The organism is Chryseobacterium sp. MYb7, from assembly GCF_002979455.1.
GTDB lineage: Bacteria > Bacteroidota > Bacteroidia > Flavobacteriales > Weeksellaceae > Chryseobacterium.
On the sequence record NZ_PCOU01000005.1, the window covers coordinates 104,171 to 123,137 of the forward strand.

General features: G+C 35.7%; 17 protein-coding genes. All 17 read left to right on the forward strand.

The features are described from left to right. Nucleotides 1-29 precede the first annotated feature (29 nt). Nucleotides 30-311, forward strand: coding sequence for a hypothetical protein (locus CQ046_RS06155; RefSeq protein ID WP_105701408.1), 282 nt, complete (start codon nt 30-32; stop codon nt 309-311). Nucleotides 312-468: 157 nt separating this feature from the next. Next, the gene (locus CQ046_RS06160) at nt 469-1,848 is read left to right on the forward strand and encodes a dipeptidase (protein WP_105701409.1); all 1,380 of its coding nucleotides are present in this window, start codon (nt 469-471) and stop codon (nt 1,846-1,848) included. Between the two features lie 210 nt (nt 1,849-2,058). Next, the gene (locus tag CQ046_RS06165) at nt 2,059-2,997 is read left to right on the forward strand and encodes a T9SS type A sorting domain-containing protein (RefSeq protein ID WP_105701410.1); all 939 of its coding nucleotides are present in this window, start codon (nt 2,059-2,061) and stop codon (nt 2,995-2,997) included. A gap of 76 nt (nt 2,998-3,073) precedes the next feature. Next, nucleotides 3,074-3,778 (forward strand): SDR family oxidoreductase, encoded by a 705-nt coding sequence (locus CQ046_RS06170; RefSeq protein WP_105701411.1) that lies wholly within the window; start codon nt 3,074-3,076, stop codon nt 3,776-3,778. 255 nt (nt 3,779-4,033) lie between these two features. Then, the gene (locus tag CQ046_RS06175) at nt 4,034-5,050 is read left to right on the forward strand and encodes a T9SS type A sorting domain-containing protein (RefSeq protein ID WP_105701412.1); all 1,017 of its coding nucleotides are present in this window, start codon (nt 4,034-4,036) and stop codon (nt 5,048-5,050) included. A gap of 200 nt (nt 5,051-5,250) precedes the next feature. Further along, entirely contained in the window at nt 5,251-5,997 is a 747-nt protein-coding gene (locus CQ046_RS06180) for an electron transfer flavoprotein subunit beta/FixA family protein (RefSeq protein ID WP_105701503.1), read from the forward strand. 34 nt (nt 5,998-6,031) lie between these two features. After that, the gene (locus CQ046_RS06185) at nt 6,032-6,979 is read left to right on the forward strand and encodes an electron transfer flavoprotein subunit alpha/FixB family protein (RefSeq protein ID WP_034697637.1); all 948 of its coding nucleotides are present in this window, start codon (nt 6,032-6,034) and stop codon (nt 6,977-6,979) included. Nucleotides 6,980-7,167: 188 nt separating this feature from the next. Further along, nucleotides 7,168-7,767, forward strand: coding sequence for a bifunctional nuclease family protein (locus CQ046_RS06190; protein WP_105701413.1), 600 nt, complete (start codon nt 7,168-7,170; stop codon nt 7,765-7,767). A gap of 22 nt (nt 7,768-7,789) precedes the next feature. Next, nucleotides 7,790-9,172 (forward strand): nucleoside permease, encoded by a 1,383-nt coding sequence (locus CQ046_RS06195; protein WP_105701414.1) that lies wholly within the window; start codon nt 7,790-7,792, stop codon nt 9,170-9,172. A gap of 342 nt (nt 9,173-9,514) precedes the next feature. Next, a complete protein-coding gene (locus CQ046_RS06200; protein WP_105701415.1) occupies nt 9,515-9,919 on the forward strand; it encodes a hypothetical protein in 405 nt (134 codons plus the stop codon). 2 nt (nt 9,920-9,921) lie between these two features. Further along, on the forward strand, nt 9,922-10,332 hold the full coding sequence (locus CQ046_RS06205; RefSeq protein WP_105701416.1) for a hypothetical protein: 411 nt from the start codon (nt 9,922-9,924) through the stop codon (nt 10,330-10,332). Between the two features lie 57 nt (nt 10,333-10,389). Then, the gene (locus CQ046_RS06210) at nt 10,390-11,568 is read left to right on the forward strand and encodes an acetyl-CoA C-acyltransferase (protein ID WP_105701417.1); all 1,179 of its coding nucleotides are present in this window, start codon (nt 10,390-10,392) and stop codon (nt 11,566-11,568) included. Between the two features lie 106 nt (nt 11,569-11,674). Beyond that, entirely contained in the window at nt 11,675-13,165 is a 1,491-nt protein-coding gene (locus tag CQ046_RS06215; RefSeq protein ID WP_105701418.1) for an MFS transporter, read from the forward strand. 373 nt (nt 13,166-13,538) lie between these two features. Continuing rightward, the gene (locus CQ046_RS06220) at nt 13,539-15,506 is read left to right on the forward strand and encodes a M12 family metallo-peptidase (protein ID WP_228406887.1); all 1,968 of its coding nucleotides are present in this window, start codon (nt 13,539-13,541) and stop codon (nt 15,504-15,506) included. 132 nt (nt 15,507-15,638) lie between these two features. Beyond that, nucleotides 15,639-16,565: a mevalonate kinase gene (locus tag CQ046_RS06225; RefSeq protein ID WP_105701419.1), complete on the forward strand. Its 927-nt coding sequence runs from the start codon at nt 15,639-15,641 to the stop codon at nt 16,563-16,565. Between the two features lie 10 nt (nt 16,566-16,575). After that, on the forward strand, nt 16,576-17,505 hold the full coding sequence (locus CQ046_RS06230) for a UbiA family prenyltransferase (RefSeq protein ID WP_105701420.1): 930 nt from the start codon (nt 16,576-16,578) through the stop codon (nt 17,503-17,505). Between the two features lie 64 nt (nt 17,506-17,569). Further along, the gene (locus CQ046_RS06235; RefSeq protein ID WP_105701421.1) at nt 17,570-18,739 is read left to right on the forward strand and encodes a proline dehydrogenase family protein; all 1,170 of its coding nucleotides are present in this window, start codon (nt 17,570-17,572) and stop codon (nt 18,737-18,739) included. Nucleotides 18,740-18,967 lie beyond the last annotated feature (228 nt).

Consider the following 18,967-nt stretch of genomic DNA (forward strand, 5'->3'; position numbering starts at 1 on the left):
ATATGATTTTAAAAAATTAAATTGTACATATGAAAAAATTGATTATATGTTTGGCTATTGCAACTGTAGCTGTAAGCTGTAAAAAAATATCTGCTGGAGGGAATAAAAATACTCTAAAACTAGAAGAAGGAGCAGAAAGATATTCTGATGACGTTCAGAAAGGTGGAGAGGCTCACGGACATGGTCATGAGGCTGCTGCAACAGCTGAAGGACACAAAGAAGAAGCTGCAAAACCTGAAACTCACAAAACAGACAGTACTGCCGCTGCAAAACCTGCTGAAGCAAAAGAAGCTCCAAAAGCTGAACACTAATTAGTAGTATACAATATACAAGTGCCCTGTTTCTGCAGGGCATTTTTTATTAAAAAATCTGACTAACGGGTTCATAAACACAAGGTTTGGAAAATCATTCCTTTTTGTTTGTCCCTGCCAAGCATTTTTTTTAATTTTAGCAAAATAAATTTTTACAATGCAAGAGACATTAAATTACATTAACGAAAACAAACAGCGTTTCGTGGATGAATTATTTGAGTTATTGAGAATTCCTTCTATTTCTGCAGATCCGGCGTATAAAGATGACGTTTTGAAATGTGCAGATGTAGTGGCAGCACACCTTAAGAATGCAGGAGCTGATAATGTTGAAATTTGCCAGACAAAAGGGTATCCAATTGTTTTCGGGGAAAAGATTTTAGATAAAAATTTACCTACAGTATTGGTATATGGACATTATGATGTTCAGCCGGCAGATCCATTGGAATTATGGACAAAACCTCCTTTTGAGCCTTATATTGAGAAAACTGAATTACACCCTGAAGGAGCTATCTTCGCAAGAGGTTCTGCTGATGATAAAGGACAGTTTTTCATGCACCTGAAGGCTTTTGAAGCGATGATGAAAACCAATGCTCTTCCTTGCAATGTTAAATTTATCTTAGAAGGAGAAGAAGAAGTAGGATCTGTAAGCCTGGGAGACTGGGTAAATGAAAATAAAGAGAAATTAACTTGCGATTGTATCTTGATTTCCGATACGCATATCTATAGCAACGAACAACCTACTGTGACAACAGGATTAAGAGGTTTAAGCTATGTAGAAGTAGAAGTGGAAGGACCAAACAGAGACCTGCACTCAGGGCTTTATGGTGGGGCTGTTCCAAACCCTATTCACGTTCTTTCAAGAATGATCGCTAATCTGATCGATGAAAACGGGCATATTACCATTGACGGGTTCTACGACAATGTAGAAACAGTTTCAGACGCAGAAAGAGCTGAAATGAACAAATTGAAAGACAATCCTGAAGAATTCAAAAAATCAATTGGATTAAGCAATATCGAAGGGGAAAAAGGATATACAACGTTAGAAAGAACATCTATTCGTCCTACTTTAGACTGCAACGGAATCTGGGGTGGTTATACAGGAGAAGGAGCAAAAACAGTAATTCCTTCAAAAGCTTTTGCTAAAATTTCAATGCGTTTGGTTCCTTACCAGACTCCTCAGGAGATCACAGAGAAATTCACAAAATATTTTGAAAAGATCGCTCCGGATACAGTGAAAATTAAAGTAACCCCTCACCATGGAGGTATGCCTTACGTTTTACCAACAGATACTAAAGAATTTGCTGCAGCAAAAGAAGCAATGGAATCAGCATTTGGAAAAGAAGTTCTTCCGTACAGAGGAGGAGGAAGTATTCCAATTACAGCCATGTTTGAGCAGATTTTAGGGGCTAAGTCTGTATTGATGGGCTTTGGATTGGATTCTGATGCAATCCACTCTCCAAACGAACATTATGGATTATTTAATTTCTATAAAGGAATTGAAAGTATTCCAATGTTTTTCGAAAATTATTCAAAGTAATTCAAAGAAAATAATAAATGATAAGGTATTTCTGCAAAGAAATACCTTATTTTTTTATCCATTTCAAACCATTATGACCTGTTAGAAATGTGTTTTTAGGGTCATTTAAAAATTAAATTCACTGAAAATAAAAGTGTTAATTTTTATTTGCAATAAGTTATTTCACCATTCATGGAAAGTTTATATTTTTAATGTAAAACTTGATTTACTATGAAAAAATACTACTCAATTGCATTTTTGATAGGGTCAATGTGCGTTTTCGCGCAACAGACTATATCTTTTGAATCCAATGAAGGATTTAACGCTGGAAACATCAACGGACAGGCTGGCTGGATCAGTACACCTACAGGAGGTGTTCCTGAAAATATAACCCATCAAATCATCAGTTCTGATAAAGCAAGTGACGGAAGCACTTCCCTCAAAATTGTCAAAGAAACAACCTATGGAACCCAATCTGAGCCCATTATAGGGGGCTTTTATAATCTGTCAGCCCCTCTTTCTTACAACAACTTCTCAGTATCATTCGACATCAATATGTCACAACTCAACGGCTCTGATTTTGGTTTTCAGGGGGTAAATGGTGTTGATGACCAGGTTGTTGTGAGATTAGATTTTGATAAAACCGGACTGGTGAAGATTCTGAATACCATATCAGGCGTACAGGATCTGATTTCCATTCCTTCAGCCTGGCTGCCTAATACATGGTATAGATTCAAGGTTATTGGAACTGCCTCAGATGTAAGATATTATCTTAATGAGAATCTGATTTATACAGGTACAGCTGCAGGTACTATGAATATCAACCAGCTGCGTTTTGTACATAATAATGCATTGGGATCAGCTTATATTGATAATATTAAAATTAATACCGAATTACAGGTCATGGGTGTAAAAGATTCTGATTTAAGTGATATAGAATTAACATTTTATCCAAATCCGGTTGTGGATATCATCAATGTTACCTCAAAAGAAGCAAAAATTAATCTGGTGAGTATTATCGATATGACTGGAAAATCAATAAAAACTGTATTGTCTAGTGATAAGAAAAATGATGCTTCTGTAAATGTATCAGAACTGACTGCCGGAAATTATATTCTTATCATCGACACAGAGAAAGGAAAATTCAATAAGAAATTCATTAAAAAATAAATTCTGATCAATCTTAGCAACAGCAAAACGCTCCAATTGGGGCGTTTTTGTTATTTTAGACAATTAAAATTATTATATGTCAGAAAATAAAACAGCTTATATAACAGGAGGAACCAAAGGTATTGGTTTCGGAATTGCTAAAATTTTACTTGAAAATGGAATATCAGTAGCATTTTCAGGCAGAAAAAGAGAAGACGTCATGAAGGCTGAAGAAGAGCTTAAACAACACTCAGAAAATGTGTTGGGAATTGTTTCTGATGTAAGAAGTCTGGAAAGCGAGCAGGAAGCTGTTAAATATGCAGTTGAAAAGTTTGGAAGACTAGATTATATCATTGCCAATGCAGGATTAGGCATTTTTAAGCCCGTAGATGAACTGACGGCAGAAGAATGGAATGATATGATAGAGACCAATCTTACCGGCGTTTTTTACACCTTAAAAGCCTCTGTAGAAGAATTGAAAAAGACAGAAGGGTATTATATTACCATTTCCAGTCTGGCAGGAGCAAACTTTTTTGAAAACGGAACAGGGTACAATGCTTCAAAATTCGGAGTAGTAGGCTTTACACAGGCTGCCATGATTGATTTGAGAAAATATAACATTAAGTCCACAGTTATTATGCCTGGATCGGTAGCGACTCATTTTAACGGAAATACGCCATCGGAAAAGGACAGTTGGAAAATTCAGCCGGAAGATATGGGAAATCTTGTGTTGGATATTTTGAAGATGAATCCAAGAGTTTTACCTAGTAAAATAGAGTTTAGAGCTACTAAGCCATCATAACGATTGGGCTTAAAAATTGATACTTCAAATAATATTTTTTTAGTATAACTAATTCAATAAGAATGCATTAATTGACAGCTGTTTTTATTTCGCAGGCAACCTTTTAAAATTTTTGTTGTCTTATGAGTAGAAACCGTTCTTTCTTCAGTTTAATGATGTAATCATTAATAGGATAGGGTTTAAAATCTACCTAATAACTGGTATTGATTCTATTTTTAAACTGAAGTAAGTTTGGTTCCGAATTAAAATAAAAATATGAAAAATTTTCTATCAATTAATGCATTTTTGTTGATTTTACTTCAAACATTGAATGCCCAGACACTGGAAAGTGACAGCTTTAATACATACACTGTAGGAAATGTAGGAACAGACATTACTGCAGCTACTCCCGGACAAGGCGGGTTTTATACAGATTTTGCAGGAGGATCCAATTCCGAAGCACAGATTGTGAATATAGATGCTTCCCATGGAAAATCTTTACAATTTACAGGAAGCGCTGGTGGTCCGGTAACAAAATATATGTGGAAAAATGGCCTTGGAACGGCGTGGGCAGGAAGAACCTCCGGAAATGATATCCTTAAACTGAGTTTTAATCTTTACACGGGAAGCTCTACAGGAGGTGTAGGACGGGGAACTGTATTGATTTATGACGGAACAACTCATAAAACACTACTAGGAGCCGGATATGAATATAATACACAACGTATTGTTGGAATTGCATACTACACCAAAATATCATCAGGGGTAACCGGAAATTATCTATTTTATCTGGAACCTGCTACTACGACATATCCGCCCAATACCTGGATTACTTTGAGTTGTACATTCAATAAAACAACAGGAGTTGTTACATGGACAACCCCTGGTGGTGGTACTTACAGCCCCGCATCAACACATACTCCTGCAGCGGCAGGTGTAGATCCTTTTGAAATGGACTTCGTTTCAGTAGCCAATGCAGGGAATACTGTAGCGACTATCACTTCTTTTGATGATTATATTGTAACAGCGGCAAATGCTGCAACATTGGGAACCAAAGAAGCTGTTGCACAAGAAAACAGAATTTCAGTCTACCCAAATCCCGCAACTGATTTTCTGAATATACAATCAGAAGTACCAGTTACCCATGTTGAAGTTACAAATATGTCAGGAAGAAAAATGGAGGTTCAGTTAAATCATAATAAAGTAGATATCCGGAATCTTATCGCGGGAATTTATACAGTCAACATTGAAATAAAGGGAAATAAATTTTCTAAAAAAATTATTAAAAAATAATCTTAATCTTACTTTTAATAACACGAAAACGCTCTGTAATAGGGCGTTTTGTTAATTTTAATGCTCTGAATAACAAATCAATATATATTATGCATGCATAATATATTTTTTGCTTATATTAGCAAAAATTAATTCAAACAAAATCTCTGCAAAAATCGTCATGGGTGGATGCATTAAAGGGAAAAAATAAAATAGTACACATGAAAATATTAGTTTGTATTAGTAGTGTTCCGGATACTACTTCCAAAATTAACTTTACAGCAGATAAATCTGCTTTCGACAAAAACGGAATTCAGTGGGTAATCAACCCACTAGATGAATTTGCATTGACAAAAGCGGTTAAACTTCAGGAATCTCAGGGAGCAACAGTAACAGTAATCAACGTAGGTGATGCTGCTACAGAGCCTGTAATCAGAAAAGCTTTAGCTATTGGTGCTAATGATGCTGTAAGAGTAAATCTTGATCCGAAAGACAGCTATTCTACAGCAAAAGAAATTGCAGCTGTAGCTCAAAACGGAGGATATGATCTTATTCTTTGCGGAAAAGAATCCATTGACTATAACGGAGGTTCTGTTCCGGGAATGGTGGCTCAGCTATTGAACCAGCCTTTCGTAAACGCTTCAGTAGGATTAGACGTGAACGGAAGCGAAGCTACGGCAGTAAGAGAAATTGAAGGAGGAAAAGAAACTATTTCTGTAAAATTACCGGCAATTATTGCAGGTCAGAAAGGATTAGTAGATGAAAAAGACCTTATCATCCCGAATATGAGAGGAATTATGTCTGCAAGAACAAAACCTCTACAGGTAGTAGAGCCTTCTTCTTCAGAAGTAAAAGTTCAGGGAGTGTCTTATGACAGCGTTCCTGCAAGAGCTGCTGTGAAAATGGTTTCTCCTGACAATCTGGATGAATTGGTAAGATTACTTCACGAAGAAGCTAAAGTAATCTAATCTTTAAATTTTTTAATCTTTAAATTATTTTAAAATGGCAGTATTCGTATACGCAGAAAATATAAATGGAGTTTACAAAAAAGCAGCTTTCGAAGCAGTTTCTTATGCTAAAGCTATCGCAGATAAAGCTGGAGACACTGTTACAGCAATCTCTGTAAACCCAACCGATTCTTCAGATTTATTATACAAATATGGAGCGTCAAACGTTATCAATATCAAAGACGAAGGTCTTAAAAACTTCTCAGCAAAAGCATTTGCACAGGCTGTAAGCGAAGTAGCAGACGGAAATATCATTGTTTTCCCTCATACTACTGATGCTTCTTCAATTGCTCCTATGCTTGCTGTAATGAAGAACTATTCTTTAATTACTAACGCATTAGAGGCTCCTGAAAGTCTTTCTCCTTTCCAGGTGAAGAGAAGAGCATTCTCAGGAAAAGGTTTCATGCATGCAAAAGCAGAAGGAAACGGAGTAATCGTTACGGTTTCTCAAAATGCTTTCGGTGTTAAAGAAAATGCAGTATCAGGTTCAGAAGAAGTGAAAAACTTATCTGTAGCTAATGAAGATACAAAAGTGATCTCTCACGAACAGAGTTCAGGTAAATTAGACCTTAAAGAAGCTGAAGTTGTTGTTTCTGCTGGTAGAGGGATGAAAGGTCCTGAAAACTGGGGAATGATTGAAGATTTAGCAAACGTTTTAGGAGCTGCTACAGCATGTTCTAAACCTGTTTCTGATATCGGATGGAGACCTCACACAGAACACGTAGGACAAACAGGTAAAGCAATTGCACCGAATCTTTACGTAGCTGTAGGGATTTCAGGAGCAATTCAGCACCTTGCCGGAGTAAACTCTTCAAAAACGATCGTAGTAATCAACAGTGATCCTGAAGCACCATTCTTCAAGTCTGCTGACTACGGAGTAGTAGGAGATGCTTTCCAGATTATTCCTGCATTAACAGAGAAAATTAAAGCAATAAAAGGATAAGAAAGTGAATTGTGAATAGTGAATTCGCTTTGCTCGTCAATTTTTAATTAAATAATTCACTTGCGAAGCAAATTCACTATTGACTTTTGACAATCATCAATAATATAGATAAAAGCTCGGCTTTCCGGGCTTTTATTTTTGCGTAAAAAAGTGAAAACACAACAAAAAATTAATCTATATTTGTAGCTATGGATTATAAGCAGCTAATTATTCGCGGAATATCGTACAGCCAGACTCAGTCCGGGGCTTATGCCTTGTTACTGGAACATGAAGAAACACACATAAAATTACCTGTTGTTATAGGAAATTTCGAAGCCCAGTCTATCTCTCTTGGATTGGAAAAAGATATTCATCCACCGCGTCCTCTTACTCATGATTTATTTACAAAATTTATAGTTTCTGCCAATTATGAGTTGATTTCTGTCATAATCTATCAGATTGTAGACGGAGTATTTTTCTCTAATATCAACTTTAAAAATAAAGTTACCGAAGAAGAATTAATCCTTGATGCCAGAACTTCTGATGCCGTTGCCATGGCCGTAAGATTTGATGCGCCTATATTTACCACACAGCAGGTTTTAAATGAAGCCGGGATTTTACTGGAGCTGGAAGACGTAGCAAAAGAAGATCAATCCTTCTCAGAAACTGTACAGACAGAAGATAATCTAAAATCTCTTTCCATGGAAGAGCTTCAGAAATTATTGGAAGATGCTGTTAAAGAAGAAGACTATGATACTGCCCTTGAGATTCAGGAAGAAATCAAAAGGAGGAAAAAGACAATTGACTAAAGAGATACTTTTTATATAAATTATGAATTTAAAATTACGACTGACCATCCTCAGTTTTCTCCAGTTTTTTGTGTGGGGAGCATGGCTGATTACGATGGCAAACTTCTGGTTTGGCACCAAACATTGGGAAGGAACTCAGTTTGGAGCTGTGTTCGGAACAATGGGAATTGCTTCCATCTTTATGCCAACCATTACTGGAATTATTGCAGACCGCTGGATCAATGCGGAACGTATATTTTCAGCATTACACATTCTTTATGGGGTTGTTCTTTTTATATTACCTCATTCCACAGATCCGAATTCTTTCTTTTCGGTAATGCTTATAGCCATGTGCTTCTATATGCCTACTATCGCACTTGCCAACTCCATTTCTTATACGATCCTGAAAAATAATAATCTGGATGTAGTAAAAGATTTTCCACCCATTCGTGTATGGGGAACTATTGGTTTTATTGTTGCCATGTGGATCACCAACCTTAGTGGAAACAAAGCGACAGAAGGACAGTTTTATATTGGAGGTGCTGTAGCCATTTTCTTAGGAATTTACGCGCTTACATTACCAAAATGTCCACCACAAAAGCTGATTGATAAAAATTCACCATTATCCGAGCAATTAGGATTGAATGCATTCAAGCTTTTTGGAAACTATAAAATGGCATTGTTCTTTTTATTTTCAATGCTTCTGGGAGCTGCACTTCAGCTTACGAATGCCTATGGAGATGTTTTCTTAAGTGAATTTGCACATTTCCCGAAATATGCCGATTCGTTTGTAGTACAGAGATCCACCATTATTATGTCAATTTCTCAGGTTTCAGAAACTCTGTTTATTCTGGCAATTCCTTTCTTCCTGAAGAAATTTGGAATCAAAAAAGTAATGTTGATGTCAATGTTAGCATGGGTTTTAAGATTCGGATTCTTCGCATATGGGGTTCCGGATGGATTTGGACTTTCATTAATCATTCTTTCATGTATCGTGTACGGAATGGCTTTCGATTTCTTTAACATCTCAGGTTCACTTTTCGTAGAAACGACCACTGACAAAAAGATACGTTCTTCGGCTCAGGGATTGTTTATGATGATGACCAACGGTTTTGGAGCTGTTTTTGGAAGTTATCTTGCCGGGTGGGCTATTGATAAATTTTTTACCCATCAATTTACAACAGCTTCAGATCTCTCTACTTATCTGGAAACTACCCCTGATAATCCTACTTTCCTGGAAATTTTAAAGAATAGCTTCAATGCAGCTGTGAATGCAGACGGAACCCTCTCCTCTGTAGTAATGGTAAAAGACTGGCAGCAGATATGGCTTTCTTTCGCAATTTATGCGTTGATACTGGCGATTTTCTTTGCCATATTATTCAAACATAAACACAATCCGGAAGATGTTTCTTCAGTAAAACATTAATCGAAACTTACATTTATTAAGATATTAAATTGCATTTTTGAAAAAAATGCAATTTTTTTTATTTTTAAGCCATTGTGTTGGCAGGAACCTGTTTATTAAAAAATACTTTTATTCCCGATTTCTGAAACGATGCTTTTCCGAAGAAAAATAAGGACTTCAAACCGATCTAGAACTTTTAAATGTTAATTTTTAATTTGATAATAAATATCCTATTTATTTGTTTAATTATAAAAAATATCGAGTCTTTTTTATAACTAACAAGTGTTCGGATACAGAATTTCTATTTTTAAAACACACTCTTTAAAAGTGTGTTTTTTTTCGTATTTTGGCACTTTAGTAAATATGAAAAATATTCAGTTATTAGGATTACTGTTAGTAATTGCAGGTAGTTTTCTGCCCTTGGTACATGTACCGATTATAGGGAATTGGAACTATTGGAAGCTTGATCATTACCTGGCTATTGCATGCTGGATTTTTTCTGCATGTGCGGCTTTTGGAATTGTGAATAACAGTGCGAAAATTGTAAGGCTTTTTGGTATTCTGCTTATTCTTTTATTTGCGTTTACCTTATTTGCTGTAAAAATGCAGTCTTTACAATATTTCAGCTTTTTACCATTCAAATCCTGGCAGGAAACTTTTGCCGGAATCGTTAAACTGAGATGGGGCTGGATCGTAGAGTTTTTAGGAGCTTTTCTTCTGGTTTTCTCAGGAGGAAATAAGAAAGTTAATAATACAACACAAATATAAAAATGAACTTATTAAAAATATTCTCAGCAGGAATGCTGTTGGCTGCAGCTATTCAGATTCAGGCTCAGACAGCAGAGCAGAAAAAACCGGATAATCCGGCTAAATGTGCTAATATCAAAGAAGGGAAGTTTATCAGAGCAAACTACCCGGAATCCATATGGAATATGACCATTAAAGATAATGTTCAGACCGAATATTTCAATAATGGAAAAGACTTTATCAAATCAACATTGGTTTTCGTAGATGATTGCAACTACAAAGCAATTGTCATGGAGAAGTCTGATAAAAATGATCCTGCACAGGTAGGAGATGTTTTCAATAACAAAATAGTAGCCACTCAGGATAATCTTCTGAAAGTAAATACTAAGATTGAAGGAACATCATTTGATGTGGTATACGTAAAAGTAAAATAAATTCTAACTATAAAAATGGAACACTGGTTCCGTTTTGGCTAAATAAAAATTATATACATGAAAGAAGTATTCATTGTTTCCGCAGTAAGAACACCTATGGGGAGTTTTATGGGAAGCTTATCAACAGTTCCGGCTACAAAACTGGGAGCAACTGCCGTAAAAGGAGCATTAGATAAAATTGGTTTAGATCCTAATACTGTTCAGGAAATCTATATGGGAAATGTTCTTCAGGCAGGAGGAGGCCAGGCTCCGGCTCGTCAGGTAGCATTAGGAGCAGGTCTTTCAATCAATACACCTTCTACTACAGTAAATAAAGTGTGTGCTTCAGGAATGAAGGCTGTAACAATGGCAGCTCAGGCAATCAAAGCTGGAGATGCAGAAGTAATTGTTGCAGGAGGTATGGAGAATATGTCTTTAGTTCCTCACTATTACAATGCAAGAGTTGCTACCAAGTTAGGCGATATCAAAATGCTTGACGGAATGGTACTTGACGGTCTTACAGACGTATACAACAAAGTACATATGGGAGTATGTGCAGAAAAATGTGCTGTAGACTATAATATTACAAGAGAAGATCAGGATAACTTCGCTGTAGAATCTTACAAAAGATCAGCAAAAGCGTGGAGCGAAGGTAAATTCAACGAAGAAATTGTACCGGTTTCTATTCCTCAGAGAAAAGGAGAACCCGTAATCTTTGCTGAAGATGAAGAATACAAAGCTGTAAATTTCGACAGAATTTCAACACTTCCTACTGTTTTCAAAAAAGAAGAAGGAACAGTAACAGCAGCTAATGCATCTACTCTGAATGATGGTGCTTCAGCATTGATCCTTGTTTCCAAAGAAAAAATGGAAGAACTTGGATTAAAACCTCTTGCAAAAATCGTTTCTTACGCTGATGCAGCACACGAGCCTGAAAACTTTACCACTGCTCCGGCTAAAGCTTTACCTATCGCTCTTAAAAAAGCAGGATTAGAAGTTTCTGATATCGATTTCTTCGAATTCAACGAAGCGTTCTCAGTAGTAGGATTGGCTAATAACAAAATCTTAGGATTAGATGCCGCTAAAGTAAACGTAAACGGAGGAGCTGTTGCTCTGGGACACCCACTGGGAAGTTCAGGATCAAGAATTATCGTTACATTAATTAACGTATTGAAGCAAAATAATGCAAAATACGGTGCAGCAGCAATCTGCAACGGTGGTGGAGGTGCTTCTGCTATCGTGATTGAAAATATCTAATATTCTGTTTACGAATATATTACCATTAAGGAATTGATAATTTTTTTAAAAACTTATCCATTTCTTAATGGTTTTTCTATTTTTGTGCTACTAATATATATTTGAAATGTCTGAAACTGAGAATCGACAGCCTAAAAACATAAAGAATAATCCGAAGATTATGAAAGCCTGGGCTGTATATGACTGGGCAAACTCCGTGTATTCCCTGGTTATTACCTCTACTATTTTCCCTATTTATTACTCTATCCTTACCACAGCGTATGAGAAAAAGGAATACATAGCAGAAACCAAAACATGGATTGATGTCCCGGTAAGGCATACCATCAAAATTTTTGGAGAAGGATATCAGCCGGATGCTGTATATGGATATTCACTTACCATATCATTCTTTATCGTAGTATTATTGTCTCCATTTTTATCTTCATTAGCAGACACCATCGGGAATAAAAAATCTTTCCTGCAGTTTTTCTGCTATCTGGGAGCAACATCTTGTATGGGATTAGCCATGTTTACGGGAATGCACAATGTATTTCTGGGGCTATTATTCAGTATAACGGCCAGTGTCGGATTCTGGGGAAGTCTGGTGTTTTATAACTCCTTCCTGCCGGATATTGCAACGCCGGACAGGCAGGATGCACTTTCTGCAAGAGGATATGTCTACGGATACATTGGTTCCGTGGTTTTAGTAGTAATCTGTTTAGTTCTGATTCAGGTTTTTGCTAAAGGAGCCGCGCAGCAGTTATTATTTACAAGAATCAGTTTCCTTTTAACAGGAGCATGGTGGTTCGGGTTCTCCCAATATACATTCAAACACCTTCCTCAATTTGGAGATGTGAAAGATAAACTTCCTAAAGATTTAGTACTACTGAATTATAAGAACATCTTCAAAAAACATGAAGAGCAGGGAGGATTCTTTGAAGTATTTAAAGATAATCTGAGCTTCTATAAAGATATTGCAAAGGAAAGTTTTCACGAACTGTTTAAAGTAGGAGGAGAGCTTTTCAAAGACAGAAACCTGAAATTTTTCCTGTCCAGTTTCTTCTTTTACAGTGTGGGAATGCAGACTATTTTCCTTATGGCAACGCTATTCGGAAAGAGTGAGATTAACCTTGCGCAGGATAAACTGATCGGAACCCTTTTGGTAATTCAGATTGAAGCAATTATCGGAGCTGTTATTTTCTCAAGATTATCCAAGAGAATTGGTAACAGAAACGTTATTTCAATTGCCATTATCCTTTGGATTGTAGCATGTTTATGGGCTTATTTCCTGAACAAAGAAAATCCTACGGTAGAATACCAGTTCTATGGAGTAGCAGCAGTAGTAGGTTTGGTAATGGGCGGACTTCAGGCGATGTCCAGATCTACTTACTCAAAATTACTTCCGGAAAACTCAATGGAAAATACTACCTATTTCAGTTTTTATGATGTATTGGAGAAAATTGCCATCATCATCGGAACATTCATCTTTGCAACATTGATTGAGCATTTCAATAACATGCGTATTGCCGCTTTGTCAATGACCATATTTTTTGGTGCAGGATTGGTTTTAATTCGATTTCTGAAGGTCAAAATGAGAACAGACAGAGAAACATTATAAAAAAAAAGGCGTTATTTTTAACGTCTTTTTTTTTATTTTAACGAATAAAAAACATTTATTTAATTGTTTGGTTTGATTTATTTAAAGGGTTGTTATAAATACTAGAATATAGTAATGATTTTTCACTATGTTTTGATTTTTTTTGTTTATTTGTACTAATGAAAAAATTACCAAAATCATGAAAAAGTTTCTACTAATTTGCTTTTTGCAATGTTTTATTCTCAATTTTTCTCAAAATTTAAAGCCAGTTGCTCAAAAAGTTTCGGAATTTCATAATAGGAAAACAGAAGTTAAAAGCTACAGTTTATTTGAGACAAATAAAAATGCTGATAAAATTACTGAGTACCAAAAGGCTGCAACTGATATCACTGTTATGTCCCTGAAGATTACAGAACTGAAAAGGTTAATCAAAGAAAAACCTGATTTTCTTGAAATATCTTTTCCCTTTGATGGTGGCAGACAGATCACTGTTGAAATGTACAAACATCAGATCTTGACTAACGATTTTAAAGTACTTACAGATAAGGGGACAACCGTACAATATACACCTGGAGTTTATTATCAGGGAATTGTAAAAGGAGACAATGCTTCAATTGCAGCCTTTAGTTTTTTTAATGATGATATTGTAGGAGTCACTTCTACACCCGAGTTAGGAAATATTGTAGTAGGAAAAGCTAAAAATTCTGAAGATTTTGTAAGCTATTCAGATTCTAAATTAACAGGTTCCAATCCGTTTGCCTGTGATGTGGATGGGCTGAAAGAAAACCAAGTTCAAAGACCTGTTTTTAACCCTAATAATACCAGTAAAAAGAAAACGGACAACTGTGTAAGAATCTACTATGAAGTAGGTTTTGGTCCTTATACCCAGAATGGAAGCAATACAACGACAACGACAAATTGGGTAACTGCAATGCATAATAATCTTTCAACATTGTATGCCAATGAGAACGTGAATGTAGCTTTAAGCGAAGTTTTTGTTTGGACCACTACAGATCCTTATGCAGGATCTCCAAGCACTATTTTGAACCAGTTTAGAACCACAAGAACAAGCTTTAACGGAGATGTAGCACAGTTATTAAGAAACCCTGCTACAACAAGTATTGCTTATGTTAATTCACTATGTACTACCTACAAATATTCTTATTGTGGAATGAATTTAAACTATCAGAACGTACCTACCTATTCCTGGAATATAGAAGTGATGACGCATGAACTTGGGCACAATTTAGGCTCTCCGCATACACATTCTTGTTTCTGGAATGGAAATAATACAGCTATTGATGGATGTGGGCCTGCGTCAGGAAATAATGAAGGATGTACTGCGGCTCTTCCTCCGGCAGGAGGTGGTACCATTATGAGCTACTGCCATTTGGTAAGCAGTGTAGGAATTAACTTTGCGAATGGTTTTGGCATACAGCCAGCAACACTGATCAGAAATACGGTTGATTCAAAAGGATGTCTTGGAACCAATTGTACCACATCATGTCCTACATCTATCTCCAATTTTATGGTTAACAATATCACACAAAATTCTGCAAATGCTAATTTTACTGATGTTGCCTCTACATCATGGAAGTATAAACTGACAACAAGTAGCGGAGCACCCATATCTTCCGGAAATGCAAATACACCATCTTTTAATTTTACAAATCTTCAGCCAGCTACTTATTACAGATTAAGTGTAGGGACAGATTGCAGCGGGCCTAATGCTTTCCAGTTATCACAGTTGTTTTTAACGGATGGAGCATGGTGTGACGGAACTCAATTTGTAGATACAGGAGGTTCAACAGGGCAGTATAAGGATAATGAAGAATTGGTAAAAACATTTTATCCTACTTCTGGATCTTCTATGACAATGACGTTTACCGCATTTGATATTGAGCAGGGATACGATTTTATGTCTGTATATAATGGTCCTTCTACAGCTTCACCTTTGTTTGCCAATGGAAATAATCTAAGTGGAAGTACAATTCCTGGTCCTTTTGTATCAACAGATCCTTCAGGAGCAATAACCGTAAAATTTATTTCAGATGGAGGGGTAACAGGAAATGGATGGAATGCAAATTTCTCTTGCAGTGTATTAGCAGTAGAAGATGTTAATATTAAAAATAATTCAATAGATATTTATCCGAATCCTGCTAAAAATATGATAACCCTCTCTTCAAAAGAAAGACTGAAAGGGTATAAAATTTATGACGAAGCTGGAAGACTGGTTATTTCTGATTCTTCTTTAAAAGGGAATAAACAGGAAATAAACCTTTCCTCAATTCAGACAGGAAACTATGTGATTACCGTTGAAACAGAGAAGCAAACTATCAACAAAAAGTTGATCAAACAGTAGTCTTTAAATAATTTATGATGAAAGCCTGAGATTATCAGGCTTTTTTTGTATATTCATAGAAAAATTTCGGCCTGAGTTTTGCTTATATTCAGCGGAATAATTTTTAACTTTGCAAAAAGATTTATTGTCAATATGACCAACCCTTTATTTTATGCAAAAATAATTCTGTTCGGAGAATATGGAATGATCGAAGATTCCCAGGGACTTGTAGTACCCTACAGTTTCTATAAAGGAACTTTGAAATTTTCAGATCTGAGTTCTGATTTTGAACTTAATTCCAACAGACATCTGCAGAAATACTCTGAATTTCTTACAACTCTTGATCTTTCCGATGATTTTAAGTTGGATATTGAGAGCTTCAAAAACGATATTTCAAATGGACTTTTCTTTGATTCCAATATTCCGCAAGGATATGGAGTAGGAAGTTCAGGAGCTTTGGTAGCTGCTATTTTTGAAAAATATTCTGTCAGTAAACTGAATCCTGAGAATATTTCAAAAGATAATCTTAAAAAATTAAAAGCTGTTTTCGGAGAAATGGAAAGCTATTTCCATGGAAAAAGTTCTGGAATGGATCCACTGATCTGTTATATGAATCTTCCAATTCTGATCGAAAATAAAGAAAATTTAGACAGAGTAAATATTCCTGAAGGAGAAGAAGGAAAAGGAGCTATTTTTCTGATTGATTCCGGAATGACGGGAGAAACAGGACCTATGATTCAGATTTTCTTTGAAAAAATGAAAACAGAAGGTTTCCGTAAAACTCTGAAAGAAGAATTCATCCGTTACAACAACGCATGTATTGAATCTTTCCTTAAAAAAGATATGAATCCTTTCTTCAGAAACCTGAAAAAACTTTCTCACTGGGCATACGAACATTTCCGTCCTATGATTCCTGAAAGTATTTTTAATATCTGGAAAAAAGGTCTGGATTCTAATGCTTATTATCTGAAACTATGCGGTAGTGGCGGTGGCGGCTATATCTTAGGATTTACCAAAGATTATGCAAAAGCAGAAAAAATGCTTGAAGGCTTCCAAAAAGAAGTGATTTACAGATTTTAAACAGATTGGAATGAATTCTGAAAAAGAAACTTTCCAATCTAAAAACTATGTATCAAAATCTATATTTTACAGATTTTCACAATTCGTGGGCTTTCTCCTCGGAGCACGTTTTTTTGTAGCAGCTCTGTTGACATTTGCCCTGTATGTTTCTACTTTTTTCCTGTTCAACCAGGATGAATCCTTCCAGAAATTTGTCTTCGATTTCAAAGTACATGGTATTATTTTCTGTACTGTTCTTACGATACTGGCGGGTGGTATTATTAATCAGTTCTATGATATCGAGAAAGATCACATTGTAAAACCTTTCAGAACAAGGGTTCAGAGTTTTATCAAACAAAAATATTTTCTATACGCGTATCTGGCACTCAGTGCTATTTCTTTAGGAGTAGCATGGATGATCTCCCATAATGTGTTTGTTTTCTTTGTAATATATCAGTTTTTTATGTGGTTTTATAGCCATAAACTGAGCAGGATACTGATTTTAAATAACCTTACTTTTGTCAGCCTTACATTATATCCGTTTTTTGGAATGATGGTGTACTATGAAACCTTTTCCAAAAAGGTATTTCTGATGGCCGTTTTCCTTTTTCTGATCTTATTGTGTATTGATATTGTAAAAGATACTCTTACCAAAAGTGTAGATAAAACCTTTGGATATACTACGATTCCCAACTATTTTAAAACCAGAAACACGAAAATTATACTTGCTTCTTTATTGATAATCACTATGGCGGTTTCTATGAAGATCATTACTAAAACCGGAGTTACCGGCTTCATGGCTTATTACTTTGCCGGAGGGCTTTTTGTTATGATCCTATGCATCTATCTTCTTATCAATGCATCTCGTAGAAGTAACTTCTTTACATTGAACGTATTACGTTTTTGGGTTTTTGTAGGAATTATTGCAATGCTTTTAAACGGAATAGAGCATAAATTATAAAAAAAAATCTTTAAATAAACTGAGGTTATTACTACCTTTGCCTAACTAAATTTAATAAATAGGAATGCCCATTTTTAACGATACAAAAGTCGCATTTGCAGACAAGTCTGATGCACAATTGAAAAAGGCTTACTGGATGTTTAAAATGATTGAACAGCCTGCTCTTACAAGCCTTGGAACATCTGTCCTGAATTTTACAGTACACAACAACTTTCCTTTCGTTACCGGAATTGTAAAAAGTACCTTATTTGCCCAGTTTTGTGGTGGTGAAACCCGCGAAGAAAGCATGAAAGTTGTGAAACAGCTGTTCAAAAGAGGAGTTGGAAGTATTTTCGATTACTCTATTGAAGGGAAAGAAGATGAAGCAACTTTTGATGCGGTATGCAAAGAAATTAAAGACATTGTAAGATTCTCAGTAGGAAATCCGGCAATTCCTTTTATTGTGTTTAAACCTACGGCTTTTGGAAGAATTGATCTTTATGAAGCAGTTGGAAAAGGGGCAGAGCTTACTACCAGCCAAAAAGAAGAATGGGAAAGAGTAGTGAAAAGATTTGATGAAGTATGCAGTCTTTGCCACGAAAATGATAAAAAAGTAATGGTAGATGCTGAAGAAACCTGGATGCAGGATGCAGCAGATCACCTTTGCGAAGAGATGATGGAGAAATATAACCAGGAAAAACCGATCGTTTGGAATACGATTCAGATGTATAGAACCGGAAGGCTGGAATATATGGAAGCTAATCTTCAGAGAGCAAGAGAGAAAAACTACTTCATTGGATACAAGATCGTGCGTGGTGCTTATATGGAAAAAGAAAGGGCCAGAGCAGCAGAAAAAGGCTATGCAGATCCTATTCAGCCAACCAAAGACGCTTCAGATAAAAACTACAATGCAGGAATTGATTTTGTCATGAATCATCTGGACAAAGTTTCAGCGTTTTTCGGAACCCACAATGAAATCTCTTCAGAGCTGATTATGGATAAAATGAAAGCTAAATCTCTTGAAACCGACAATCCTCATGTGTATTTCGGGCAGCTGTACGGGATGAGTGATAATATTACTTTCTATTTGTCTGATAAAGGCTATAATGTGGCTAAATATCTTCCATATGGACCCGTAAAGGATGTTGTGCCTTATTTAACGAGAAGAGCTCAGGAAAACACCTCTGTAGCCGGACAAACCGGAAGAGAACTGGGATTGATTAAAAATGAACTGGAAAGAAGAAAGAAACAATAATATTGTTCTTTATATACCAATCAGGCTCGCAGATTTGCGGGCTTTTTTTATGGGATTAAACTCAATAAAAAGAGGGGGGTAACTTCTTGAATTTTCAGATTTGTATTATAAATCAAAATTAATAATAATCAACATAATTTTTACTTACATTAATTATATGTTAAAATAATTTGATTTTTATTGCTGATTTAGTTTTAAATATTTATATTTGGTATAGCCATAAAAAAA